Below are 22,481 nucleotides of genomic sequence, written 5' to 3' on the forward strand. Positions count from 1 at the left end.
CCCCTCGGGGGGCGTTCCGGGATCGGCTGCCGCGATCCGCGGTACAGAATCGGGGTACAGCCGGTGTCCGCCGCAGGGCCGACCCGCGGGGTGGGTTGTCGGTCGAGTGTTCGTGCCGACTCGGAACGACAACGCCGATGTCGGACGACGTCGATGGTGTCGCTTCCGCGCGGCCGCAACGGTTGCGCGCGCGGGACTGCGACGAGGCCGCTGTCGTACGACGTCGACGATGTCGCACCGCGGCGCGTGCAACAGTTGCACGCGCCGGGCGTTCGGGGCCGTCAGCGGCGGATGACCTCGACCACGGCGTCGTGCACGAGTCCGTTCGTCGCGAGCGCGCTGCCGTGCCAGGGGCCGGGATCGCCGTCGAGCGAGGTGAACCGGCCGCCGGCCTCCTCGACGATCGGCACGAGCGCCGCCATGTCCCACGGCTTGAGGTCGGGCTCGCCGGCGACGTCGAGGACGCCCTCGGCCACGAGCATGTACGACCACATGTCGCCGTAGGCCCGGGTACGCCAGACCCGACGGGAGAGCGTCACGAGGGAGTCCAGGCGGTCGTCGTCGTCCCACTGCTGGATGCTGTTGTAGCTCAGGCTGGCGTCGGCGAGCGAGTCGACGCCGGAGACGTGCAGGGGACCGTCGAAGGAGTGCGCGCCGAGCCCCTCGGCCGCCCACCAGCGCTTGCCGAGGGCGGGTGCGCTCACGACGCCGAGGACCGGGCGCCCGTCCACCGCGAGCGCGATGAGGGTGGCCCAGACCGGGGCGCCGCGGAGGTAGTTCGCGGTGCCGTCGATGGGGTCGACCACCCACTGGCGGTGGCCCTCGCTGACGGCCTCGGCGCCGGTGTCGGCGGTGGTCTCCTCGCCGAGGAAGGCGTCGTCGGGACGCTCGGCGCCCAGCCGCTCGCGGAGCGCTCGTTCGACCGCCTGGTCGGCATCGGTGACGTGCGTGCTGTCGGCCTTCTTCGACACGTGCAGGTCGGCGGCGCGGAACCGCTCGAGGCTGATCGCGTCGGCGGTGTCGGCGAGGGAGCGGGCGAAGTCCAGGTCGGCGCTGAGGTCCACGGTCGCCAGCGTAGCGGGGGCTACGCCGCCACGACCTCTTCCTCCTCGAGGGCGGTGACCTCGCGCTCGCGGGCGATGCGGGCCCGGCGGGCGACGAGACCGTGCACGACGACGCAGAGCAGCACGGCCGCGGCGAGCCACAGCGCCAGCACGAGCGACGACCGACCGAGCGAGGCGCCCGGGAAGTACTGCAGGTCCTGCGCTGCCTGCAGCCAGGCGGCGCCGCTCCAGAACGTGTTGAGACCAGCGAAGAACCCCGGCTGGAACGCCGGCTGGAAGATGCCACCGGACGACGTGAAGTTGAGCATCACGAACAGCATCGTGAGGATCGGCGTCGTCCACCGGCCGAGCAGCGGGTGGAGGCCGACCCCGAGCGCGACGATGATCGCGTCGTACATCCAGGCGAACAGGAAGATCTCCCATCGGTTCGTCGTGATGATGCCGTACAGCGGACCGGCGATGAGGATGCCGATCCCCGCGACCACTCCGGCCGTCGCGAGGCCGGTGACGGCGGTCCAGAGCGGTCGCAGCCGGGTGGCGAAGGCGGCCACCGCGATCGCGGACGCGTAGCCGCCGACGCTCAGGGCGACGAGCAGGAAGAACAGGCCCTGTCCGGTGGTGTCCTCGTCGCCGGAGGGCACGACGTCCTGCACCGTGAAGGGCAGGTGCGACCGGTAGGCGATCGGCATGAAGATCTTCTGCGCCGCGCTCGCGGTGGTCTCCGACGCCGCGGTCGAGACGTAGAGCGTCGCACCGGTCGCGGTCGGTGCGTAGACGGCGGCGAGGTCGCGGTCACGGACCTGGCGCTCCGCCTCGGCGGTGGAGGACACGACGTGGGTGACGAGGGCGCCGTCCGACTCGTCCGTGACGGTCTGCGCGAACACCTGGGTCGCCGCACCCTGTCCGACGATGCCGACCGGGAGGTCGTGCGGCGTCGGGGCGTGGAAGGCGCCGAGGTAGGCGAGACCCATGCCGATCGCGAGGAAGAGGGGCACGAGGATGTGCGAGCCGAAGCTCAGCAGGGTGCGACCGAGGCCCTGCGGACGGAGCGTCGACGGGCCGTTCGGCTGACGCGGGGCCCTGGAGGCACGGGGAGCGGCGTGCGAGTGGGTGTGGGGGGAGGTGGTGTGCACGTGCGACGTCGTTGTCGTCATGGGGGAGGACGGGGCGTCGACGGCGGGGGTCGGCGCAAAGTTGTACTTTGCAACTTCAGACACGAAGGGCAACTGTACAACGTCGGTGCACACCTGTCGACCCAGGTACCGCAGCGCACGGTGCGGGGCCGGCGCCGGAGTGTGCGAGCCTCCGCACACCGTGGGAGGGCGCCGGCGTCCCACCGAGCGCGGATCCTCGCACACTGCGCGAGGCGCGAGGCGCGAGGCGCGAGGCACGAGGCGCGAGGCGCGAGGCACGTCGGCGCGGCGCGCTACTCCGTGCCCGGGTCCTCGGCACCCATGCCGGTCAGCAGCGCCCGGAACGAGTCGAGCCGCTCGACCCCGGTCGACCCGAGCTCGCCGGCCTGCACCCGGTCGACGATCTCCCAGTCGTGCGCCTGGGAGAGGGGGATCCCGTCCGCCGGCTCGCGGACGGGCACGGCGTGCGAGGCGAAGGCACGGAACACGTTCACGGGGTCGACGTGTCCGAGCCCGAACGACCGGACACCCGGGGTGTCGATGATCCACCCGCCGTCCCGCACCTGCAGCGCGATCGACGACGACGAGGTGTGCCGTCCCCGACCGGTCACCGAGTTGACGACCCCGGTGGCCCGGGAGGACCCGGTCAGCGCGTTCACGAGCGTCGACTTGCCGACGCCCGAGTGCCCGACGGTCACGGTCACCTTGTCGTCGAGGACCTCGTGCAGGGCGTCGAACGGCACGTCGTCGGAGCGGCTCGTCACGATGCGCAGGTCGAGGCAGGCGAAGTGCGCGAGGAACTCGGTGGGATCGGCGAGGTCGGTCTTCGTGATGCAGAGGATCGGGTCGAGGCCGGCGTCGAACGCCGCCACGAGGTACCGGTCGATCAGTCGGGTGCGCGGCTCGGGGTCGGCGGCGGCCACGACGATGAGCATCTGGTCGGCGTTCGCCACGATGACGCGCTCGACCTCGTCGGTGTCGTCGGCGCTCCGGCGCAGCAGCGTGGTGCGCTCGGCGACCTTCACGATGCGCGCGAGGGACCCCGGTTCGCCCGAGACGTCGCCGGCGAGGTGGACCGTGTCGCCGGTGACGACGGACTTCTTCCCCAGCTCGCGGGCCTTCGTGGCCGTGATGACCCGGTCCCCGACGAGCACGCCGAAGCGCCCGCGGTCGACGTTCGTCACCCACCCCGTGGGGGCGTCCTCGTACGTCGGACGGACCTTCGTGCGGGGGCGGTTGCCCTTCGGGTTGGGTCGGACCCGGACGCTCGACTCGTCGTACTGCCCGTACGGCTCGTCCGCGTCGGAGTCGTCACCGTCGACGTCGTCCCACCAGCTCATCGCGTCAGACCCCCGCGTCCCCGGTCGCGACCAGGGCCGCCCACAGCTCGGGGAACTGTGGCAGCGTCTTCGCGGTCGAGCCGATGTCGTCGACGGCGACGCCGTCGACGACGAGGCCCACGACCGCGCCGGCCGTCGCCATGCGGTGGTCGTCGTACGCGGCCCAGTCGCCGCCGTGGAGCGCGGCAGGCTCGATGCGCAGGCCGTCGTCGAGTTCGTGCACCGCGCCTCCCGAACGGTTGACGTCCGACGCGAGCGCGGCGAGACGGTCCGTCTCGTGCCCACGCAGGTGGCCGATCCCGGTGATCTCGGACGGGCCGTCGGCCAGGGCCGCCAACGCGACCAGGGCCGGCGCGAGCTCGCCGCCGCGGCTGAGGTCGAGTTCGAGACCCGGGAGGGAGGCGCCACCCCGGACCCCGACGCCGCCGTCGAAGACGAGGTCGTCGCCGTCCCGCGTGACGGTCGCGCCCCACAGGGGGAGGAGCCGCTCGAGGTCGGCGCCGACTTGGGTCGTCGCCGTCGGCCAGGTGCGGATGCGGACGGTGCCGCCGGCGACGAGCGCCGCCACGGCGAACGGCGCGGCGTTCGACAGGTCGGGTTCGATGGTGACGTCGCGGGCGGCGATCGGCCCGGGGTGCACGACCCACTCGCCGACCGCGGGCTCGTCGACCCGGACACCGCGGGCACGGAGGGCGGCGACGGTCATCTCGATGTGCGGCATGCTCGGCAGGCGCTCGCCGACGTGCGTGAGGTGCAGGCCCTCGTCGAAGCGCGGGGCGGAGAGCAGGAGCCCGGAGACGAACTGCGACGAGGCCGAGGCGTCGATCGAGAGCGATCCGCCGCGGACCGAGCCGGTACCGGTGAACGAGAACGGCATCGCGCCGCCGCCGTCGTCGGTGACGTCCACGCCGAGGTCGACGAGCGCCTGGATGATGGCGTGCATCGGCCGCTTGCGCGCGTACGGGTCGCCGTCGATCGTGACCGGCCCGACCGCGAGGGCGGCGAGGGGCGGCAGGAAGCGCATCACGGTGCCGGCGAGTCCGCAGTCCACCCGGACGTCGCCGTGCATCGGCGCCGGTGTGATGCGGAGGTCGGGGCCGTAGGGGTTCGGGGTCGCACCGGGCGCCGGCGCGACCTCGTCGATCCCGACGCCGAGCTGCCGGAGCGCCTCGACCATGAGCGCCGAGTCGCGCGAGTGCAGCGGCAGCCGGATGGTCGACGGACCGTCGGCGAGGGCGGCGAGCACGAGTTCGCGGTTGGTGAGCGACTTCGACCCGGGCAGCGACACGTCGCCGTGCAGCGGACCCCGCGCGAGCGGGGCGATCCAGGGCTCGGTCCGGGACTGGGAATGCGTCGTGACTGCCATCGGTTCACAAGGGTACTGAACGCACCGGGAGGATCAGTGGCGACAGCGACACTCGCACGACCGCGGACGACTCTGCCCGCCGTGCCGACGACGCTCGGGAGCACCGTCGGCCTAGACTCGACGGCGATGACGACCGACGAACCGCACGCAGCACCGCACGACCTGGTCGAGGAGGCCGAGGCGCAGCTCGACGCGGTGTCCGAAGAAGCAGCACTGCGCGAGGACGAGGCCAGCGACCGCGAGGACGAGGCCAGCGACGACGAGGCCACCGCGGTCGATGTCGTCGACGCGAAGACCGTCTCCGAGGCCGAGCTCCGTTCCCTCTTCGAGGACCAGGCGCTGCCCTTCATGGACCAGCTCTACGGCGCGGCGATGCGGATGACCCGCAACCCGGCCGACGCGTCCGACCTCGTGCAGGAGACCTTCGTCAAGGCCTTCGCCGCGTTCCGCCAGTTCAAGCAGGGCACGAACCTCAAGGCCTGGCTGTACCGCATCCTCACGAACACGTTCATCAACACGTACCGCAAGAACCAGCGCAACCCGTACCAGGGCACGATCGACGAGCTCGAGGACTGGCAGCTCGGCGGCGCGGAGAGCGTGACGCAGTCGATCTCGGCGCGCTCCGCCGAGGCCGACGCCATCGACCACCTGCCGTCCTCCGCCGTGAAGGACGCGCTGCAGGCCATCCCGGAGGACTTCCGGATGGCCGTCTACTTCGCCGATGTCGAGGGGTTCTCCTACCAGGAGATCGCCGACATCATGAAGACCCCCGTGGGGACGGTCATGAGCCGTCTCCACCGTGGCCGCCGGCTCCTCCGCGGGCTCCTGGCCGACCACGCACGTGAGACCGGCATCGTCCCGGACGCAGCGTCGACGGCGACGATGCGCGGACGAGGCCGGAAGGTTGCCGCGGCGTCGAGCCGCGTCGAAGGGAAGGAAGCGCGATGAGCGGCTGCGACTGCTCGAAGGCGAAGGCCGAGCTCGAGGAGTTCCTGCACGGGGAGCTCTGCCGCGAGGACGCGGCGGACATCCGTGAGCACATGGACGACTGCGAGGACTGCACGACGGAGCACCGCGTCGGCGTCGTCCTCATCGAGACGGTCCGTCGTGCGTGCAAGGAGACGGCACCCGAGGAACTCCGTACCGAGATCCTCGCCCGCATCCGCCTGGAGCAGGCCACCCACTGAACGTCCCGGCGTGAACGTCCTGGCAGCCGTCGTCACACGCACGGCGCTGTCGGTAGTGTCGCGGGCATGACCCTCTCCGTCGAGTCGATCACCACCTGGTCCGACACGGACGTCGCCGACGTCGCCGCCCTCGTCCGACTGCTCGGCCACGAGGTCGACGACGCCGCCATGCGCGCCCGCCTCGAACGGCTCACGCCCGAGGCCGGACACCGCACCTGGGTGGTGCGGGACGACGACGGTCGTGCGATCGCGGTCGCCGGCGCGCAGGTCACCTGGGCGTACGCGAGCGACGAGCCGACGGCGCAGCTGCTGCTGATGGTGGTCGACGAGTCGGCCAGGAGGCTCGGCACCGGTTCGGCGCTCATCGGCACGTTCGAAGCATGGGCGGTCGAGCAGGGCGCACGTCGCCTCAGCGCCGTCAGCGCTGCGGCCACGGACAGCGCGCACCGGTTCTACCAGAAGCGCGGGTACCACGACGCCGGGGTGCGCTACACGAAGATCGCGTAGCGCACCCCGGCGTCAGGGGTCCGGCGTCGGGCGTCAGCCCAGCGCTCGCGTGATGACGTCGGTGGCTTCCTGTGCGGAGCGCTTCGACGACCCCGTGGCCGGCGCGGCACTCGCCGGACGGGCGGCGACCGACAGCGGCCGACCGTCGAGGTGCGGCGACAGGTTCATGCACACGAACGGCCAGGCGCCCTGGTTCTCCGGCTCTTCCTGCGCCCACACGACGTCGGCGCCCGGGTAGCCCGCGAGCACCTGGAGGATCTGCTCGAGGGGGAGCGGGGCGAGCTGCTCGAGCCGGACGAGGGCGACGTCGGTGGCGCCGCGCTTGTCGAGCTCGGCGCGCAGGTCGTGGTGCACCTTGCCGGAGTGCAGGACCACCCGGCGCACCGCCGACTTGTCGGTCACGCGGTCGTCGTCGAGGACCTCGGAGAAGGTGCCGCTCGTGAACGCGTCCACCGGGCTCGTCGCCTGGCGGAGACGCAGCATCGCCTTCGGGGAGAACACGATGAGCGGCTTCTGCGGCCGCTCCCACGCCTGGCGTCGCAGCAGGTGGAAGTACGACGCCGGGGTCGACGGCCGGGCCACCACCATGTTGTCCTCGGCGCAGAGCTGCAGGTACCGCTCGATGCGCGCCGACGAGTGGTCCGGTCCCTGGCCCTCGTAGCCGTGGGGGAGCAGGAGCACGAGGCCCGAGCGCTGTCCCCACTTCTGCTCGGCGGAGGAGATGAACTCGTCGATGACGGTCTGGGCGCCGTTCGCGAAGTCGCCGAACTGCGCCTCCCACAGGACGAGGGCTTCGGGTCGCTCGACCGAGTACCCGTACTCGAACGCCATCGCCGCGTACTCGCTGAGCAGCGAGTCGTAGATGTACAGGCGGGCCTGGTCCTCGGTGAGGTTCGCGAGCGGCAGCCACTCCTGGCCGTTCACCCGGTCGTGGAAGACGGCCTGGCGCTGCACGAAGGTGCCACGGCGGGCGTCCTGCCCGGCGAGGCGGACCGGCTTGCCCTCGACGAGGATCGACCCGATGGCCATGAGCTCCGCCATCGCCCAGTCGACGCCGCCGTTGCGGGTCATGTCGGTGCGCTTGGACAGGAGCTGCTGGAGCTTCGGGTGCACCTGGAAGCCCGCGGGCGGGTTGCTGTGCGCGTCGCCGATGGCCCGGACGAGTTCCTCGGACACGGCGGTCTCGTGCACCTCGACCTCGGAGTCGTCGCGCTGCGCTGCCGGTCGCTCGAGACCCTGCACGGCGCCGTCGTCGTCGACCGTGATGACCGGGATCGTGCCGGTCTGCGCCTCGTGCGTCTCGGCGAAGGCGCGTTCCAGGCGGTCCTGGAAGTCGCGGTGCGCCTCGTCGTACTCCTCTTGCGTGATGTCGCCGCGGCCGACGAGGGCCTCGGTGTAGAGGGTGCGGACGGACCGCTTCGCCTCGATGAGGTTGTACATGAGCGGCTGCGTCATCGACGGGTCGTCGCCCTCGTTGTGTCCGCGGCGGCGGTAGCAGATGAGGTCGATGACGACGTCGCGGTGGAACTCCTCGCGGTAGGCGAAGGCGAGCTCGGCGACGCGGGCGACGGCCTCGGGGTCGTCCCCGTTCACGTGGAAGATCGGCGCCTGGATCGTCTTCGCGACGTCGGTGGAGTACACCGAGCTGCGGGCCGACTCCGGCGGGGTGGTGAACCCGACCTGGTTGTTGATCACGAGGTGCACGGTGCCGCCGGTGCGGTAGCCGCGCAGCTGCGACATCTGCAGGGTCTCGACCACGACGCCCTGACCGGCCATCGCGGCGTCGCCGTGGACCAGCACGGGCAGGACGCCGAACGTGCCGGGGGCCTGCCGGTCCTGCTTCGCGCGGACGATGCCCTCGAGCACGCCGTCGACGGCCTCGAGGTGGGACGGGTTCGCGGCGATCGTCACCGGGATGGCGGTGCCGTCGCTGGCGCGGAACACGCCCTCGGTGCCGACGTGGTACTTCACGTCACCCGAACCCTGGCCCGAGACGGCGCCGGGGAGCGACGACCCCTCGAACTCGCGGAAGATCTGGCCGTAGGTCTTGCCGGCGATGTTCGTCAGCACGTTGAGCCGGCCGCGGTGGGCCATGCCGATCGCGACCTCGTCGAGGCCGGCGGTCGCCGCGCGCTGGATGAGCGAGTCGAGGAACGCGATGGTGGACTCGCCGCCCTCGAGCGAGAAGCGCTTCTGGCCGACGTACTTCGTCTGCAGGAAGGTCTCGAACGCCTCGGCCTCGTTGAGCTTGCCGAGGACCCGGAGCTGGTCGTCCTTCGATGGCTTCGAGTACGGGACCTCGATGTGGGCCTGCACCCAGCGACGCTGTTCCGGGTCCTGGATGTGCATGTACTCGATGCCGACCGTGCGGCAGTAGGCGTCGCGGAGGATCCCGAGCACGTCGCGCAGCGGGGCGTTCGTCGTGCCGGCGAGCCCGCCGGTGACGAACTCGCGGTCGAGGTCCCAGAAGGTCAGCCCGTGGCTCTCGATCTCGAGGTCGGGGTGGGTGCGCTGCCGGTACTCGAGCGGGTCGATGTCCGCCATGAGGTGCCCGCGGACACGGAAGCTGTTGATGAGCTCCTGCACACGCGCCGTCTTGTTCACCCGGTGCGCGAGGTCGACGTTGATGTCGTTCGCCCACTGGATCGGCTTGTACGGGATCCGGAGCGCCGCGAAGATGCCCTCGTAGAAGCCGTGCTCGCCGATGAGCCGCTCGTGCACCTTCTTGAGGTACTCGCCCGACCCGGCGCCCTGGATGACGCGGTGGTCGTAGGTGCTCGTCAGCGTGATGGTCTTGCCGATGCCGAGCTCGACGAGGGTCTTCGCCGCCGAGCCCTGGAACTGCGCCGGGTACTCGAGGGCACCGGCGCCGATGATGGCACCCTGCCCCTTCGTCAGGCGCGGCACCGAGTGGACCGTGCCGATGCCGCCCGGGTTCGTCAGCGAGATCGTCGTGCCCTGGAAGTCGGCCGGCGTGAGCTTGTTGTCACGGGCACGTTTGACGAGGTCCTCGTAGGCGGAGAGGAACTGGCCGAAGGTCAGGGTCTCGGCGCGCTTGATGCTCGGGACGAGCAGGGAGCGCGAGCCGTCCTTCTTCGGGACGTCGATCGCGATGCCGAGGTTGACGTGCGCGGGGGCCACCACGAAGGGCTTGCCGTCGCGCTCCTCGTAGAAGACGTTCTGACTCGGGAAGTCCTTGAGCGCCTGCACCATCGCCCACCCGATGAGGTGCGTGAACGAGATCTTGCCGCCGCGGGCTCGACGCAGGTGGTTGTTCACGACGATGCGGTTGTCGATCATCAGCTTCGCCGGGATCGTCCGCACGCTCGTCGCGGTCGGCACCGTGAGCGAGGCGTCCATGTTCGAGGCGAGCGTCTTCGCCATGCCCCGGAGCGGGGTCGCCACGTCCTCGTGGGTCTCCTCGTGGTCGTCGGCTTCGTCGTTGGCCTCGGCCGGGATCGGCTGCGGCGTGGGCTGGCGCGACGTGGTCTTCGCCTGGATCGGCCCGGACTTCGCCTCGCCGGGGGCGTCACCGGTCGCGGGCTGCTGGGTCGTGGACTGCTGCTGCTCGGAGGCGGCCGGAGCGGCGGGGGCGGAGGGGGACGGAGCCGGTGCGGACGCGTCGCCACCCTGCGTGCGGTGGTAGCTCTCGAGGACCGGCCACCAGGACTTGTCGACGGACTCCTTGTCGGCGACGAACTGCTCGTAGAGCTCGTCGACGAGCCACTCGTTCGCCCCGAATTCGCCCGCGGTCTCGTCCGTTCCGGTCAGATGGCTCGACACAGCCGATCGCCCACTCTCCGTCGATAGATGCTCGTGTGTGTCGTGCGTGGCAACCCTGCCTCGCACAGGTCCCAAGCCTAGCCGCTCGCAGATGACCGTTCGGTGTCAGGCGGAGGCGGGTCGCGCCTCCCGACCGGGTGTCGCGCGTGTCGCGCCGGAGGCGTGCCGAGCCGCCCAGACCGGCCACCCTGCGGAGCCGTACAGTGGGGCCCATGAGGTTCTACGAGACGCGGCCGACACACGACCTGACCTACTCCGACGTCTTCCTCGTCCCCAGCCGGTCGGCGGTGACGAGCCGGTTCGACGTGGACCTCTCGGCGAACGACGGGTCCGGTGCGACCATCCCGATCGTCAGCGCCAACATGAACTCGGTCACCGGGCCGCGCCTCGCCGCGACGCTCGCCCGACGCGGCGGCCTGGGCGTCCTGCCGCAGGACATGCACCTGCAGGACCTCGACGCCGCGATCCGCTGGGTCAAGGACCAGCCGGTCGACTTCGACACCGCCTACGACATGGGCGCGCACACCACGGTCGCCGAGGCCCTCGAGCAGCTCCTGCCCGTCGCCGGACGGGGCGTGGTCGTCCGCGACGCCGCCGGCGAGTACCTCGGCTGCGTCCCCGCGGGGCGCCTCGGCGACGCGGGTCCCGACGCCACGCTCGGCGACCTGCTGCACGGCGCCTCCACCGCGATCGACGCCGAGGACGCCGGCACGCCCCGGCACGTGTACGACGTGCTGACCGCGGCCGAGGTCGACTTCGCGCCGGTCATGCGGCACGGCAAGGTCGTCGGCACGGTCAGCCAGACCAGCGCGATCCGCTCGGACATCTACCGGCCCGCCGTCGACGCGTCCGGACGCCTGCGGGTCGCCGCTGCGATCGGCATCAACGGCGACGTCGCCGCGAAGGCGCAGGCGCTCGCGGCCGCCGGCGTCGACGTGCTCGTCCTCGACACCGCGCACGGCCACCAGGAGGGCATGCTCCGCGCCCTCCGCACCGTCGCCGCCCTCGGCCTCGACATCCCGCTCGTCGCGGGCAACGTCGTCACCGCTGACGCGGTCGCCCACCTCGTCGAGGCCGGCGCGACCATCATCAAGGTCGGCGTCGGACCCGGCGCCATGTGCACCACGCGCATGATGACCGCCGTCGGTCGCCCGCAGTTCTCCGCAGTGCTCGAGACCGCCGCCGCGGCCCGGTCGCTCGGCGCGCACGTGTGGGCCGACGGCGGCGTCCGGTACCCGCGCGACGTGGCGCTCGCCCTCGCCGCCGGCGCGTCCGCCGTGATGATCGGCTCGTGGTTCGCGGGCACGCTCGAGGCGCCCGGAGTCCTCCGTCGCGACGCCGCGGGCAAGGCGTACAAGGAGAGCTGGGGCATGGCCAGTGCCAAGGCCGTCCGGGAGCGCTTCGAGCGCCTCGACCCCTACGAGCGGGCCCGGAAAGCGCTCTTTGCCGAGGGGATCTCGTCGTCGACGATCTACCTCGACCCGGAGCGGCCGAGCGTCGAGGACCTGCTCGACATGATCACCACCGGTGTCCGCAGCTCGGCGACGTACGCGGGGGCGTCGTCCCTTGCTGAGTTCTCCGAGCGGGCGCTCGTCGGCATCCAGTCGGCCGCCGGCTACGAGGAGGGCAAGCCGCTCCCCGTCAGCTGGTAGCCGATGGGGTGGTCGCGACCACAGCGAGACGGGAGGCGCGGTGCAGGCTGGCACCGCGCCTCCCGTCCGTCAATCGCGCGTCTACCGCCGGCGGGTCGCGTCCTCGACGGTGCCGACGAGCTCCTCGAGGATGTCCTCGAGGAAGAGCACACCGAGCGTCCGGCCCTCGGCGTCGAACGCCCGCGCCACGTGACGACCGGCGGCGCGCATGGTCGCGAGGGCGTCCTCGAGGTCCATCTCCGTGTACAGCGAGATGAGCTGCCGGATCCGCTTCGGCGGCACCGGGTCGTCGTACTCGTCCGGTCGGAGGTCGATGACGTCCTTCACGTGCACGTAGCCCGTGGGGGAGCCGTCCTCGGCCACGAGCACGTACCGCGAGAACCCGCGCTGGGCCACGGCCCGCTCGACGTCACCGGGGGTGGCGTCCTCGGGGAGGGTGACGAGCTCGGCCATCGGCACGGCGACGTCCTTGACCTTCTTCTCGGTGAACTCGAACGCCAGGGCGAGCTTGCCGTCGTCGGTGAGGGTGCCCTCGCGGCGGGACTGCTCGACGATGGTCTGGACCTCCTCGACGGTGAACGCGCTCACGGCCTCGTCCTTCGGCTCGACCCGGAAGAGCCGGAGCACGGCGTTCGCGACCTCGTTCAGGCCGACGACGACCCAGTGCAGGCCGTGGCCGATGTACCAGAGCGTCGGCACGAGGAGGAGCGCCGCACGGTCGGGCATCGAGAACGAGATGTTCTTGGGGACCATCTCGCCGAACACCACGTGCAGGAACGACACGAGCAGCAGCGTGAACACGAACGCCACGACGCCGATGACCTCGACGCTCCAGCCCGTGAGGTGCAGCGGGACCTCGAGCAGGTGGTGGATCGCCGGCTCGGAGACGTTGAGGATGAGCAGCGAGCACACCGTGATGCCGAGCTGGGTGGTGGCGAGCATGCGGGTGGCGTGCTCCATCGCCCAGAGCGTCATCTGTGCGGCGCGCGAGCCCTCTTCCGCCCGCGGCTCGATCTGGGAGCGGCGGGCGGAGATGACGGCGAACTCGGCCGCGACGAAGTAGGCGTTGCCCATCAGGAGGACGACGAGCCAGAAGATGCCCCACCAGTCGGAGCTCATCGGGTGCCGCCCTTCGCAGAGGCCTTCGTGGCCGGGATGATGATGCCGGTCGCCGGGGTCTCCGGCGGTGTGGGCGTCCAGCGGATCCGGTCGATGCGGCGCCCGTCGAGGCGCTCGACGCGGAACACGCCGTCCTCGAGCGGTACCTCGTCACCGACGGCCGGGAGCCGCCCGAGGGTCGACATGATGAACCCGCCGACGGTCTCGTACGGGCCGTCCTCGGGGACCTTCACACCGGCGCGGTCCTCGAGCTCGTCCGGGCGGAGGAGCCCCGGGAACGTCAGCCAGTTGCGCGACCGGACGACGTCGATCCGTGCACGGTCGTGCTCGTCGGACACCTCGCCGACGATCTCCTCGATGAGGTCCTCGAGCGTCACGACCCCCGCGGTGCCGCCGTACTCGTCGACGACGATCACCATCTGGTAGCCGCGACCGCGGACCTCGGCGAGCAGCGTGTCGCCGGGCATGGTCTCGGGGACGCGCTCGGCGTCGGTCATGAGGGCGCCGACGGGGACCTCGGGGCGCTTCTCGCGGGGCACGGCGACGGCCTGCTTCACGTGCACGATGCCGACGACGTCGTCCGCGTCCTCCTCGATGACGGGGAAGCGACTGAACCCGGTCTTCCGGGCGAGCGCGATGACGTCGTCGGCGGACTCGGACACGCGGATCGTGGAGAGCCGGGGGCGCGGGGTCATCACGTCGCTGGCGCTCAGCTCGGAGAACGAGATCGTCCGTTCCAGCAGCGTCGCGGTGTCCTGCTCGAGGGAGCCCTCGGACGCGGACCGACGCAGCAGCGAGGTGAGCTCCTCGGCGCTGCGCGCACCGGACAGTTCCTCTTGCGGCTCGATGCCCATCGCCCGGAGCACGGCGTTGGCGGTGCCGTTCAGCACCGCGACGGCCGGCTTGAACACCGTGGTGAACGCGATCTGCAGCGGCACGACGAGCTTCGCGGTCTGCAGGGGGAGCGCGAGCGCGAAGTTCTTCGGCACGAGCTCACCGAGGATCATCGACAGCAGGGTCGCGATGACGAGCGCCACGATCGAGCCGACGGTCTCGACGATCGCCTCGGGCAGCCGCATCGCGAGGAACGGCGCTTCGAGCAGCTTGGCGATCGACGGCTCGAGCAGGTAGCCGGTGAGCAGGGTCGTCAGCGTGATGCCGAGCTGCGCGCTGGAGAGGTGCGTCGAGGTGACCTTCAACGCACCGATGACGGGTGCGAGGCCGGTCTCACCGCGGTCTCGTCGGGCCTCGACGTCGGCGCGGTCGAGGTTGACCAGCGCGAACTCGGACGCGACGAAGACACCGGTGCCGAGTGTCAGCAGGATGCCGCCGATCAGCATGACGATGTCGATCGGACTCATGATTCACCTCCCGCAGGGCGCGAGGCAGTGCAGCTCACCGAGTGAGCGGCGGATGAGTGAGGCGAAGAACTGTTCGGGGGATCGTCCACAGTGAGGCAATCGTACTGCCTGGCGCGCTGCCGAGCCGAGAGAACGTACAGAACGGCCTACGCCGTGACACGTGCGCGGTGGTACTGCTGCGGCTCGTAGTCCACGGAGACGCCGAGCTCGACGGCGGCACGGAGCGGGAAACCCGGGTCGCGCAGGAACTCGCGGCCCACCATGACGACGTCCGCCTGGCCGGTCGCCACGATCTGCTCGGCCTGGAACGCCTCCGAGATCATGCCGACCGCGATCGTGCGGATGCCGGCGTCGCGCTTGATCGCGTCGGCGAAGGGAACCTGGTAACCCGGGCCGACCGGGATCGGGGCGCTCGCGGCGTTGCCACCGGTCGAGACGTCCGCGAGGTCGGCACCGTGCTCGGCGGCCCAGCGCGCGACCTGCGTGGTCTCCTCGAGCGTCAGCCCGCCCGGGGTCCAGTCGGTCGCCGAGAAGCGGACGACGACCGGGAAGCCCTCGCCGACCTCGGCACGGACGGCGTCCAGCACCTCGAGCAGGGCGCGGGCGCGGTTCTCGAGCGAGCCGCCGTACGAGTCGGTCCGGTGGTTGCTCAACGGCGACAGGAACTGGTGCAGCAGGTAGCCGTGCGCGGCGTGGATCTCGACGAGGTCGAAGCCGGCCTCGACCGAGCGTCGAGCGGCAGCGGCGAACGCCAGGGCCACCACGCGGATGTCCTCGGTGGCGAGCTCGCGCGGCTCGGCGTACCCGTCGAATGCGACCGCGGACGGTGCCACGGTGTTCCAGCCGCCCTGGTCCGCCGGGACCGAGCCGTGCGTCGACTCCCACGGGCGGAACGTCGACGCCTTGCGGCCGGCGTGCGCGAGCTGGACGCCCGCGGCGGCGCCCTGCGAGTGGATGAAGTCGACGATCGGGCGGAACGCGTCGCGCTGCTCGTCGTTCCACAGCCCGAGGTCCTGCGGGCTGATCCGCCCCTCCGGCACGACGCCCGTGGCCTCGACCACGACCGCGCCGGCACCGCCCTTGGCGAAGCCGCCGAGGTGCACGAGGTGCCACGGCGTCGGCACGCCGTCCTGCGCCTCGACCGAGTACTGGCACATCGGGGAGACCCAGATGCGGTTGCGGACGGTCAGGTCGCGGATGGTGATCGGTTCGAACAGGGCGTGCGTCACGCGGGCTCCTTCTCGGCGGTCGCCCCGGTCGCGAGTTCCTGCAGGAACGCGCGGAGTCCGGCGGGCGACGTGTAGTGGTGGCCGACCGCCCCGATCGCTTCCGCGCCGGCGGCGTTCTCGGCCCTGTTGTCGACGAACACCATCTGCGCGGCGTCGATTCCCAGGCGCGCGCACGTGTCCAGGTAGATCGAGGCATCCGGCTTCAGGACGTGCTCCTCGGCGCTCACCACGACGGTCTCGAACAGGGACCCCATCGGGGACCGGCGGTACGGGTCACCGAAGTCGAACCCGGCGTTCGACAGCAGGGCGACCCGGGTGCCGGCGTCGTGCAGCTCCTCGACGATCGCGAGGGTCTCCGGCTCGACCTCGAACCAGCCGGTGAAGTCGATCGCCCAGAACCGGTGGATGTCGGTGATGCTCCACGTCCGGCCGGTGCGCTCGGCGATCGCCCGCCAGTAGTCCACGACGGAGAGGTCGCCGCGGTCCAGGTCGTGCCGGAGCTCCTGGTAGACGGGGAAGAGCTCGTCCGCCGGCACCCCGGTCGCCGCGACGAGGGCGTCCCGCGAGGCGTGCGGCGTCCGGCTGATCACCTCGCCGTAGTCGAAGACCACCACACGACCGGGCAGGAACAGGCTCATGCGCTCCACCGTAACGTGGCGTCTCGTGAACGACTTCGTCCCCTTCGCCCCGACCGACGCCGCCGCCTGGACCACCGCCCCGCACGGCGACTCCACCAAGTACCGGCGGGGTGTCCTCGGCGTCGCGACCGGCTCCGACCAGTACCCGGGTGCCGCCGTGCTCGGCGTCGACGCCGCCGTGCACACCGGCGTCGGGATGGTCCGGTACGTCGGACCGTCCCGCGCGTCGGACCACGTGCTCGCGCGGCGTCCCGAGGTCGTCGCCGGGGTCGGACGGGTGCAGGCGTGGCTCGTCGGCTCCGGGATCTCGGCGGGCTCGCTCGACGACCTGGACGACGTGACGGCGGAGGGGTTCCGGCACGCCTCGGACGACGGGGTCCCCGTGGTCGTCGACGCCGGGGCGATCCCGCTCGTCGAGCTCGGCCCCCTGGCGGTGCTGACGCCGCACGCGGGGGAACTCGCCGGCGTCCTGCACGAGTCGCGGGAGGCCGTCGAGCAGGACCCGGCCGCGGCCGCGCTCCGGGCAGCCGCACAGACCGGGAGCGTCGTGCTCCTGAAGGGGTCCGCCACGCACGTCGCGACACCCGACGGGTCGGTGCGGCTCGTGGCCTCGTCGGCGACACCGTGGCTCGCGGCCGCCGGCGCCGGCGACGTCCTCGGCGGGGTGCTGGGGGCGCTCGTGGCGGCTCGGCAGGGAGCGGCGGAGGCGGCCGGGTCGTCGCTGTCGCCGTCCGACCTGGCGCACCTGGCCGCCTCGGCTGCGGTGGTGCACGGGATCGCGGCGCGACGGGCGTCCGGGGGTGGGCCGTTCACGATGGCGGCGCTGGTCGAGCGGCTGCCGGGCGTGGTGCGCGACCTCGTCGTCGAGGGCGACGCGCGGGGGTAGCCGCGAGCGGCGACGGACGGGAGGCGCGGTGCGGGCCCGCACCGCGCCTCCTGGCCGTCAGGTGGTCACGTCCGGGGCGTGACGCGCGTCGTGCGCGTCAGCTCGCGGGGGTGGCGTGCACGAGGAACTCGACCGCACCCGCGTCGTCGACCTGCACGAAGCCGAGGCTCGGGGCCTGCACGCCGAAGTCCGAGAAGGTGATCGGGATCGAGCCGGAGACGTCGACGCCGTCGCCGTTCAGCCCGACCTCGAGCGTCGCGACGACCGACTTCGTGACGCCGTGCAGGGTGAGGTCCCCGGTGGCCTCGACCTTCGTCGTGCCCGAGCCGGACGGGACCGCGTCCGCGATCGGCTCGGTGAGCGTGAAGGTCGCGGTGGGGAACGCCGACGTGTCGAGCGCCGAGTCGCGGAAGTACGAGTCGCGCTGGGCCGAGTCCGTGGCGATGTCGGCGACCTGCACGGTGATGGTCGCCTTCGTGATGGCGGTGCCGTCGACGGTCGCGCTGCCGGTGACGCTGTCGGTGCGCCCGGTGACGGTGACGTCCGAGCCGTTCAGGACCTCGTGGACGCGGTACCCGGCCTCGGAGTCCCCGCCGACCGTCCACGCGCCGGACAGGTCCGCGGCGTCGAGCGTCGACGGGGCGCGGCTCGCGGCGACGCTCGGCGCGGCGGAGGCCTTGGCGTTCTCGCTGCTCGTGTAGAGGTTCGTGCCGACGATCGCGGCGACGACGCCGATGACGACGACCGCGGCGACGACCGCGATCCAGATGACGGCTCTGCGGCGCGTGCGCGGGGTGTCGGAGGTCACGAGGGGAACGGTGACACGTCATGCTCGGGGGAACCTGTGACGGGCGTGCCGCTACGCTCGTCCGGTGCAGAGGACGGTGTGGCGTTCGCGGTGGCGTTCGCAGTGGCCCGAGGTCGCGGCGTTCGTCGTGGCGTTCGCCGCCGTGCACGCGGTCCTCTGGTGGCTGACCTCCGTGTCGGCGAACCTGCCGCTCGGCGACGTCACGATCACCTACCGGCGGTGGATCGAGACCGGGCACGCGTCCGGGTTCTGGGTCGGGATCGACGAGGACTGGGTGTACCCGATCCTCGCGATCGTCCCGATGGCCGCTGCCGCCGTCGGGGGCGTGACGTCGATCGGCACCGGGTGGCTCGTGCTCATGGTCGTGCTCGACGCCGTCGCGTGCGCGTTCCTGTGGCGCTTCCGTGGGCTCGGCGTGCGCGTCGTGTGGTGGTGGCTCGCCTTCCTGCTCGCCCTCGGGCCGATCGGCCTCGGACGCATCGACACCGTCGCGACCGTTCTCGCCCTGGTCGGGGTGGCCTTCGTCGCGTCGCGGCCGGCCGTCGCCTCGGCGCTGTTCACCGCCGGCGCGTGGACGAAGGTCTGGCCCGCGGCGCTCGTGGGCGTGCTCCTGCTGCTCCGCCGTGGACACCGCCGCGGGGTGCTCGTCGGTGCGCTCGTGCTGACGGCGCTCATCGTCCTCGTCGACGTCCTGTACGGGGGAGCGGCCCACCTGTTCTCGTTCGTGGGGCAGCAGAGCGGCCGTGCGCTGCAGATCGAGGCGCCCCTCGCGACCCCCTTCATGTGGGCGGCGGCGTTCGGCGTCCCCGGTGCCGCGGTCTACTACGACCAGCAGATCCTGACGTTCGAGGTGTCCGGCGCGGGGACGCACGCGGCAGCCGCGGTGTCGACGCCGCTCATGGCCGTGGTCGTCGTCGGCGGGGTGCTGCTCGCGCTCTGGGCCGTGCACCGCGGCGCGCACCGGGCCGAGGCCGCGCCGCTGCTGGCACTGCTCCTGGTGGCCGCGCTGGTCGCCGCGAACAAGGTCGGGTCGCCGCAGTACATCGGGTGGTTCGCCGTGCCGATCGTGTGGGGGCTCGTCGCCGGTCGTCCGAGCGCCAGGCGCTTCCTGCCCGTCGCCGTCGCCGCGATCCCGATGGCGCTGCTGACGCAGGTGATCTACCCCGGGTTCTACGACCAGGTGCTCACCGTGCAGCCCTGGGTGCTCGTGGTCCTCACGGTCCGGAACGCGCTCGAGGTCGGGGTGCTGGTCTGGAGCGTCGTCGCGATCGTCCGGCTCGGCGTGCGGGCCCGTGCCACCGCTGTGCCGGCCGTCCCGGCAGGGGGCAGGATGGACGCATGATCGTCGCGTTCTCCGTCGCCCCGTCCGGTGGTCCCTCCGCGAGCTCGGACGGGTCCGTGCACGACGCCGTCGCGGCTGCCGTGCGGATCGTCCGCGAGAGCGGCTTGCCGAACCGCACCTCGTCGATGTTCACCGAGGTCGAGGGGGAGTGGGACGAGGTCATGGACGTCGTCAAGCGCGCCACCGAGGCCGTCGGGGCGTACGGCACGCGGGTGTCCCTCGTGCTCAAGGCCGACATCCGCCCGGGGCACACCGGCGAGATCGACGGCAAGCTCGAGCGGCTCGAGGCTGCGCTCGACGACTGAGCGACACGCCGAGCGCCTCCCACGGATGTCGGTGGTCGGGTGTGTCCTGTCGGTGTCGGACGGAACGCGTCCGCACGACGACGAGGAGCACGTGATGATGCACGACGGCTGGTGCCCCGACTGCGACCTGCGGACGGTCGTCATCGACTCGGACGAACACGGCGACACCGCCTGGGCGAGCTGCACCGAGTGCGGCGCCGGGTGGGTCCACCGTGACGAACTCCCGGGGCTCGTCGTCACGGCCCACGCGGAGCCGGAGCGTCGCGCCGCCTGACGCGGGTCGAATCGATTCGGCCGGGCGACTTCCGTTCGGCCTTTGGAGCGGTCTACACTGCTGAGACCGGTCGCTCTCGGCGGCCGGTCGTCCACGTTCGCCGCTGAACCAGGACCACCCTCCGCCCGTCCCCGGTCGCACCGTCAGCGACGTCGACGCGACGGAGGCACGGTGCGGCGACCACGCGCACCGACGGTCCCAGCCGACTCACGCGAGTCGACGTCCGGAACCCGTCCCGCTCCTCCCGTCCCGAAACAGGCACCATGTCCCAGCTCACGCCTGCGCGTCGCGCACTCGCGCTCATCGCCCTCGCCCTCGGCGGGTTCGCCATCGGTTCGACCGAGTTCGTCGCGATGGGGCTCCTGCCGAACATCGCCGAGGCACTCCTGCCGCGCCAGTACGGCCTCGACCCGGACGCCGGGATCGCGCACGCCGGCTGGCTCGTGAGCGCGTACGCCCTCGGTGTCGTCGTCGGTGCCCCCACGATCGCGGCGATGTCGGCGAAGTTCCCGCGCAAGGGCCTGATCCTCGTGCTGCTCGTCGGGTTCGTCCTGGCGACGGTCGCGAGCGCGATCCTGCCGTCGTTCGGCCTCGTGCTCGTGGCGCGGTTCGTCGCGGGACTCCCGCACGGTGCGTACTTCGGCATCGCGTCGATCGTGGCGGGCGACATCATGGGTCCGGGCAAGCGCGGCAAGGGCATCGCGATGGTGCTGCTCGGCCTGTCGGTCGCGAACGTCGTGGGCGTCCCGGCGATCACCTGGGTCGGGCAGGTCGCCAGCTGGCGCATCGCGTACGGCGTCGTCGCCGTCCTGTTCGCCCTGACGTTCCTCGCGGTGTGGGCCTTCGTGCCGCGCAGTGCCCGTGACGAGCACGCGACGATCGGCCGCGAGCTCCGGGCGTTCCGCGTGCCGCAGGTCTGGATGGTCATGGGCCTCGGAGCCGTCGGCTTCGGCGGCTTCTTCGCGGTCTACTCGTACATCTCGCCGCTCGTGCAGAACGTCACCGGGCTGTCGGAGTCGTTCGTGCCGCTCGTCCTCGTGGTCGTCGGCATCGGCATGGTCATCGGCGGCGTGCTCGGCGGGCACCTGGCCGACCACAGCGTCAAGCGCACGATCTACGTCGGCATGTTCGCGCTGATCGGCGCCCTGCTCGTCACCGTCCTCACCGCGCAGTGGGTGTGGGGGGTCTTCCTCGGGGCGTTCCTGCTCGGTGCGACCTCGTCCGCGATCCCGCCGGCCGTGCAGTCCCGCCTGATGGACGTCGCCGGAGACGCACGGACCATCGCGGCGGCGCTCAACCACTCGGCGTTCAACATCGGCAACTCGATCGGTGCGGCCCTGGGCGGCGCGGTCATCGCTGCCGGGTTCGGCTTCAAGGCGCCGGGGTGGCTCGGCATCGTGCTGGCGCTGCTCGGTGTCCTCATGACGATGGTGAGCTACGGCGCCGAGCGCCGCAGCACCCGCCGTGCGTCGCTCCGGTCGTCGTCGCCGTCCACCGGCCCGATCACCGCGCCCGTCCCGCTGGGCTGACGCGGGTCCCACCGGCCAGGAGGCGCGGGGCGGCCCCGCACCGCGCCTCCAGTCCGTCGACGGTGCGGCAGACCGCCGATCGTGAGCAGAAGAGGTCGGGTCCTGTGACGGGACCCGACCTCTTCTGCTCACGAAGCGCACGTGGCGCGTGGCGCGCGGGGCGCGTGCGACGCGCGCGGCGCGCTACAGGCCCAGCGGGCTGCCGTCCTGGACGATGATGCCGTCGGTGATCGCGCGCTTCCGCAGCGCCACCTTCGTGCCGACGTCGAAGCCCGCGACGCGGTACTTCTCGCGGATGCGCTTGAGGTAGCTCTTCGCGGTCTCCTCGGAGATGCCGAGCTGGTACGCGACGCTCTTCACCGGCTCGCCGCCGCCGTACAGCGCCATGACGCGACGCTCCTGGGCGCTGAGCTTCGGCACCCCACCGACGTCACCGCTGTTGATCGCCAGGTCGAGCTCGGCGGAGACGTACTGCTCGCCGCGCTGGGCGGAGCGGATGGCCTCGACGATCATCTCGGCGTCCTCGCTCTTCACGAGGTAGCCGAGGGCGCCGGAGGCGAGGGCCTCGCGGACGACGTTCGGCTCCGAGTAGGTGCTCATGACGACGGTCTTCACACCGGCGGTCTTGAGCGTCGAGATCTTCAGCGAGACCGGGATCGAGTCCTTGAGGTCGAGGTCGAGCAGCACGACGTCGACCGGGAACGCCGGGCTCGTGAGGAGCTCGGGCCAGGTGGTGACGGCGGCGACGAGCGTGATGTCGTCGGCTGCGTTCCGGATCCACTCGGTGAGCGCGCCGAGGAGCATCCTGTGGTCGTCGACGAGTGCGAGTCGGATCGGTTCCTCTGGAGTCGCCATGGTGGCGTCCTTTCTCGGGGGCGGTCGTGGGCCGATCCTAGGGGGACGGACCACGGGGCACGGGCAGGCTGGTCAGGGTGTCCGGCAGTCGGGCCAGCCGGTT

Annotated in this window: 20 protein-coding genes; 9 read left to right on the forward strand and 11 right to left on the reverse strand. The window is 71.7% G+C overall.

Going from position 1 to position 22,481, the window contains the following annotated elements; translation table 11 throughout:
* Positions 1-281 precede the first annotated feature (281 nt).
* The 4 genes from BM028_RS11900 to aroA form a co-directional block, all read right to left on the reverse strand.
* On the reverse strand, positions 282-1,064 hold the full coding sequence (locus tag BM028_RS11900; RefSeq protein ID WP_092386787.1) for an inositol monophosphatase family protein: 783 nt from the start codon (positions 1,062-1,064) through the stop codon (positions 282-284).
* A 20-nt stretch (positions 1,065-1,084) separates the two neighbouring features.
* Entirely contained in the window at positions 1,085-2,197 is a 1,113-nt protein-coding gene (locus tag BM028_RS11905) for an ABC-2 transporter permease (protein WP_092386789.1), read from the reverse strand.
* A 293-nt stretch (positions 2,198-2,490) separates the two neighbouring features.
* Positions 2,491-3,537, reverse strand: coding sequence for a ribosome small subunit-dependent GTPase A (rsgA, locus tag BM028_RS11910; RefSeq protein ID WP_092386791.1), 1,047 nt, complete (start codon positions 3,535-3,537; stop codon positions 2,491-2,493).
* A 4-nt stretch (positions 3,538-3,541) separates the two neighbouring features.
* A complete protein-coding gene (aroA, locus tag BM028_RS11915; RefSeq protein ID WP_092386793.1) occupies positions 3,542-4,903 on the reverse strand; it encodes a 3-phosphoshikimate 1-carboxyvinyltransferase in 1,362 nt (453 codons plus the stop codon).
* Between the two features lie 126 nt (positions 4,904-5,029).
* Here aroA and BM028_RS11920 point away from each other — a divergent pair, with 126 nt between their 5' ends.
* The 3 genes from BM028_RS11920 (at position 5,030) to BM028_RS11930 (ending at position 6,597) form a co-directional block, all read left to right on the forward strand.
* A complete protein-coding gene (locus BM028_RS11920; RefSeq protein WP_092387280.1) occupies positions 5,030-5,851 on the forward strand; it encodes a sigma-70 family RNA polymerase sigma factor in 822 nt (273 codons plus the stop codon).
* Positions 5,848-6,090: a zf-HC2 domain-containing protein gene (locus BM028_RS11925; RefSeq protein ID WP_070416370.1), complete on the forward strand. Its 243-nt coding sequence runs from the start codon at positions 5,848-5,850 to the stop codon at positions 6,088-6,090. The genes BM028_RS11920 and BM028_RS11925 overlap by 4 nt, the downstream gene beginning before the upstream one ends.
* A gap of 66 nt (positions 6,091-6,156) precedes the next feature.
* A complete protein-coding gene (locus BM028_RS11930) occupies positions 6,157-6,597 on the forward strand; it encodes a GNAT family N-acetyltransferase (RefSeq protein ID WP_070416369.1) in 441 nt (146 codons plus the stop codon).
* A 33-nt stretch (positions 6,598-6,630) separates the two neighbouring features.
* Here the strand turns inward: BM028_RS11930 and BM028_RS11935 are convergent, their stop codons facing one another.
* Positions 6,631-10,380, reverse strand: a complete 3,750-nt coding sequence (locus BM028_RS11935) for a multifunctional oxoglutarate decarboxylase/oxoglutarate dehydrogenase thiamine pyrophosphate-binding subunit/dihydrolipoyllysine-residue succinyltransferase subunit (RefSeq protein ID WP_175496065.1) — start codon at positions 10,378-10,380, stop codon at positions 6,631-6,633.
* Positions 10,381-10,592: 212 nt separating this feature from the next.
* Here BM028_RS11935 and BM028_RS11940 point away from each other — a divergent pair, with 212 nt between their 5' ends.
* Positions 10,593-12,032: a GMP reductase gene (locus BM028_RS11940; RefSeq protein WP_070416368.1), complete on the forward strand. Its 1,440-nt coding sequence runs from the start codon at positions 10,593-10,595 to the stop codon at positions 12,030-12,032.
* Between the two features lie 81 nt (positions 12,033-12,113).
* On the opposite strand, the gene BM028_RS11945 is transcribed toward BM028_RS11940, so the two are convergent.
* The 4 genes from BM028_RS11945 to BM028_RS11960 all read right to left on the reverse strand — a co-directional run bounded on the left by BM028_RS11945 (position 12,114) and on the right by BM028_RS11960 (position 16,379).
* The gene (locus BM028_RS11945; RefSeq protein WP_070416367.1) at positions 12,114-13,151 is read right to left on the reverse strand and encodes a hemolysin family protein; all 1,038 of its coding nucleotides are present in this window, start codon (positions 13,149-13,151) and stop codon (positions 12,114-12,116) included.
* Positions 13,148-14,512 (reverse strand): hemolysin family protein, encoded by a 1,365-nt coding sequence (locus tag BM028_RS11950; RefSeq protein WP_092386795.1) that lies wholly within the window; start codon positions 14,510-14,512, stop codon positions 13,148-13,150. The genes BM028_RS11945 and BM028_RS11950 overlap by 4 nt, the downstream gene beginning before the upstream one ends.
* Before the next feature lie 146 nt (positions 14,513-14,658).
* Positions 14,659-15,741: an NADH:flavin oxidoreductase/NADH oxidase gene (locus tag BM028_RS11955; protein ID WP_092386797.1), complete on the reverse strand. Its 1,083-nt coding sequence runs from the start codon at positions 15,739-15,741 to the stop codon at positions 14,659-14,661.
* A complete protein-coding gene (locus BM028_RS11960) occupies positions 15,738-16,379 on the reverse strand; it encodes an HAD family hydrolase (RefSeq protein ID WP_139219816.1) in 642 nt (213 codons plus the stop codon). Before BM028_RS11960 ends, BM028_RS11955 begins: the two co-directional genes overlap by 4 nt.
* Here BM028_RS11960 and BM028_RS11965 point away from each other — a divergent pair.
* Positions 16,378-17,265 (forward strand): ADP-dependent NAD(P)H-hydrate dehydratase, encoded by an 888-nt coding sequence (locus BM028_RS11965; RefSeq protein ID WP_092386800.1) that lies wholly within the window; start codon positions 16,378-16,380, stop codon positions 17,263-17,265. The two genes, BM028_RS11960 and BM028_RS11965, sit on opposite strands and share 2 nt — an antisense overlap.
* A gap of 97 nt (positions 17,266-17,362) precedes the next feature.
* Here BM028_RS11965 and BM028_RS11970 read toward each other — a convergent pair whose 3' ends face one another.
* Positions 17,363-18,073, reverse strand: a complete 711-nt coding sequence (locus tag BM028_RS11970; protein WP_092386801.1) for a YceI family protein — start codon at positions 18,071-18,073, stop codon at positions 17,363-17,365.
* Between the two features lie 64 nt (positions 18,074-18,137).
* Between BM028_RS11970 and BM028_RS11975 the strand changes: the two genes are divergently transcribed.
* From BM028_RS11975 to BM028_RS11990, 4 genes are all read left to right on the forward strand, one after another.
* Positions 18,138-19,415 carry a glycosyltransferase 87 family protein gene (locus BM028_RS11975; RefSeq protein ID WP_139219817.1) on the forward strand — a complete coding sequence of 426 codons (1,278 nt, stop codon included), beginning with the start codon at positions 18,138-18,140 and terminating at the stop codon, positions 19,413-19,415.
* Positions 19,412-19,720 carry a thiamine-binding protein gene (locus BM028_RS11980; RefSeq protein WP_070416362.1) on the forward strand — a complete coding sequence of 103 codons (309 nt, stop codon included), beginning with the start codon at positions 19,412-19,414 and terminating at the stop codon, positions 19,718-19,720. Before BM028_RS11975 ends, BM028_RS11980 begins: the two co-directional genes overlap by 4 nt.
* A 94-nt stretch (positions 19,721-19,814) precedes the next feature.
* Positions 19,815-19,994 (forward strand): hypothetical protein, encoded by a 180-nt coding sequence (locus tag BM028_RS11985; RefSeq protein WP_139219818.1) that lies wholly within the window; start codon positions 19,815-19,817, stop codon positions 19,992-19,994.
* A 263-nt stretch (positions 19,995-20,257) separates the two neighbouring features.
* On the forward strand, positions 20,258-21,523 hold the full coding sequence (locus BM028_RS11990) for an MFS transporter (protein WP_070416360.1): 1,266 nt from the start codon (positions 20,258-20,260) through the stop codon (positions 21,521-21,523).
* Positions 21,524-21,706: 183 nt separating this feature from the next.
* Here the strand turns inward: BM028_RS11990 and BM028_RS11995 are convergent, their stop codons facing one another.
* The gene (locus tag BM028_RS11995) at positions 21,707-22,378 is read right to left on the reverse strand and encodes a response regulator (protein WP_070416359.1); all 672 of its coding nucleotides are present in this window, start codon (positions 22,376-22,378) and stop codon (positions 21,707-21,709) included.
* Positions 22,379-22,481: the final 103 nt, after the last annotated feature.

Origin of the sequence: Curtobacterium sp. YR515 (assembly GCF_900113095.1) — a bacterium.
GTDB lineage: Bacteria > Actinomycetota > Actinomycetes > Actinomycetales > Microbacteriaceae > Curtobacterium.

Excerpts from the sequence above, each read along its gene's own strand:
- rsgA (WP_092386791.1), bottom strand. The coding sequence starts at position 3,537 with ATGAGCTGGTGGGACGACGTCGACGGTGACGACTCCGACGCGGACGAG.
- aroA (WP_092386793.1), bottom strand. The coding sequence starts at position 4,903 with ATGGCAGTCACGACGCATTCCCAGTCCCGGACCGAGCCCTGGATCGCC.
- BM028_RS11920 (WP_092387280.1), top strand. The coding sequence starts at position 5,030 with ATGACGACCGACGAACCGCACGCAGCACCGCACGACCTGGTCGAGGAG.
- BM028_RS11925 (WP_070416370.1), top strand. The coding sequence starts at position 5,848 with ATGAGCGGCTGCGACTGCTCGAAGGCGAAGGCCGAGCTCGAGGAGTTC.
- BM028_RS11930 (WP_070416369.1), top strand. The coding sequence starts at position 6,157 with ATGACCCTCTCCGTCGAGTCGATCACCACCTGGTCCGACACGGACGTC.
- BM028_RS11940 (WP_070416368.1), top strand. The coding sequence starts at position 10,593 with ATGAGGTTCTACGAGACGCGGCCGACACACGACCTGACCTACTCCGAC.
- BM028_RS11945 (WP_070416367.1), bottom strand. The coding sequence starts at position 13,151 with ATGAGCTCCGACTGGTGGGGCATCTTCTGGCTCGTCGTCCTCCTGATG.
- BM028_RS11950 (WP_092386795.1), bottom strand. The coding sequence starts at position 14,512 with ATGAGTCCGATCGACATCGTCATGCTGATCGGCGGCATCCTGCTGACA.
- BM028_RS11965 (WP_092386800.1), top strand. The coding sequence starts at position 16,378 with ATGCGCTCCACCGTAACGTGGCGTCTCGTGAACGACTTCGTCCCCTTC.
- BM028_RS11960 (WP_139219816.1), bottom strand. The coding sequence starts at position 16,379 with ATGAGCCTGTTCCTGCCCGGTCGTGTGGTGGTCTTCGACTACGGCGAG.
- BM028_RS11980 (WP_070416362.1), top strand. The coding sequence starts at position 19,412 with ATGATCGTCGCGTTCTCCGTCGCCCCGTCCGGTGGTCCCTCCGCGAGC.
- BM028_RS11985 (WP_139219818.1), top strand. The coding sequence starts at position 19,815 with ATGATGCACGACGGCTGGTGCCCCGACTGCGACCTGCGGACGGTCGTC.
- BM028_RS11990 (WP_070416360.1), top strand. The coding sequence starts at position 20,258 with ATGTCCCAGCTCACGCCTGCGCGTCGCGCACTCGCGCTCATCGCCCTC.
- BM028_RS11995 (WP_070416359.1), bottom strand. The coding sequence starts at position 22,378 with ATGGCGACTCCAGAGGAACCGATCCGACTCGCACTCGTCGACGACCAC.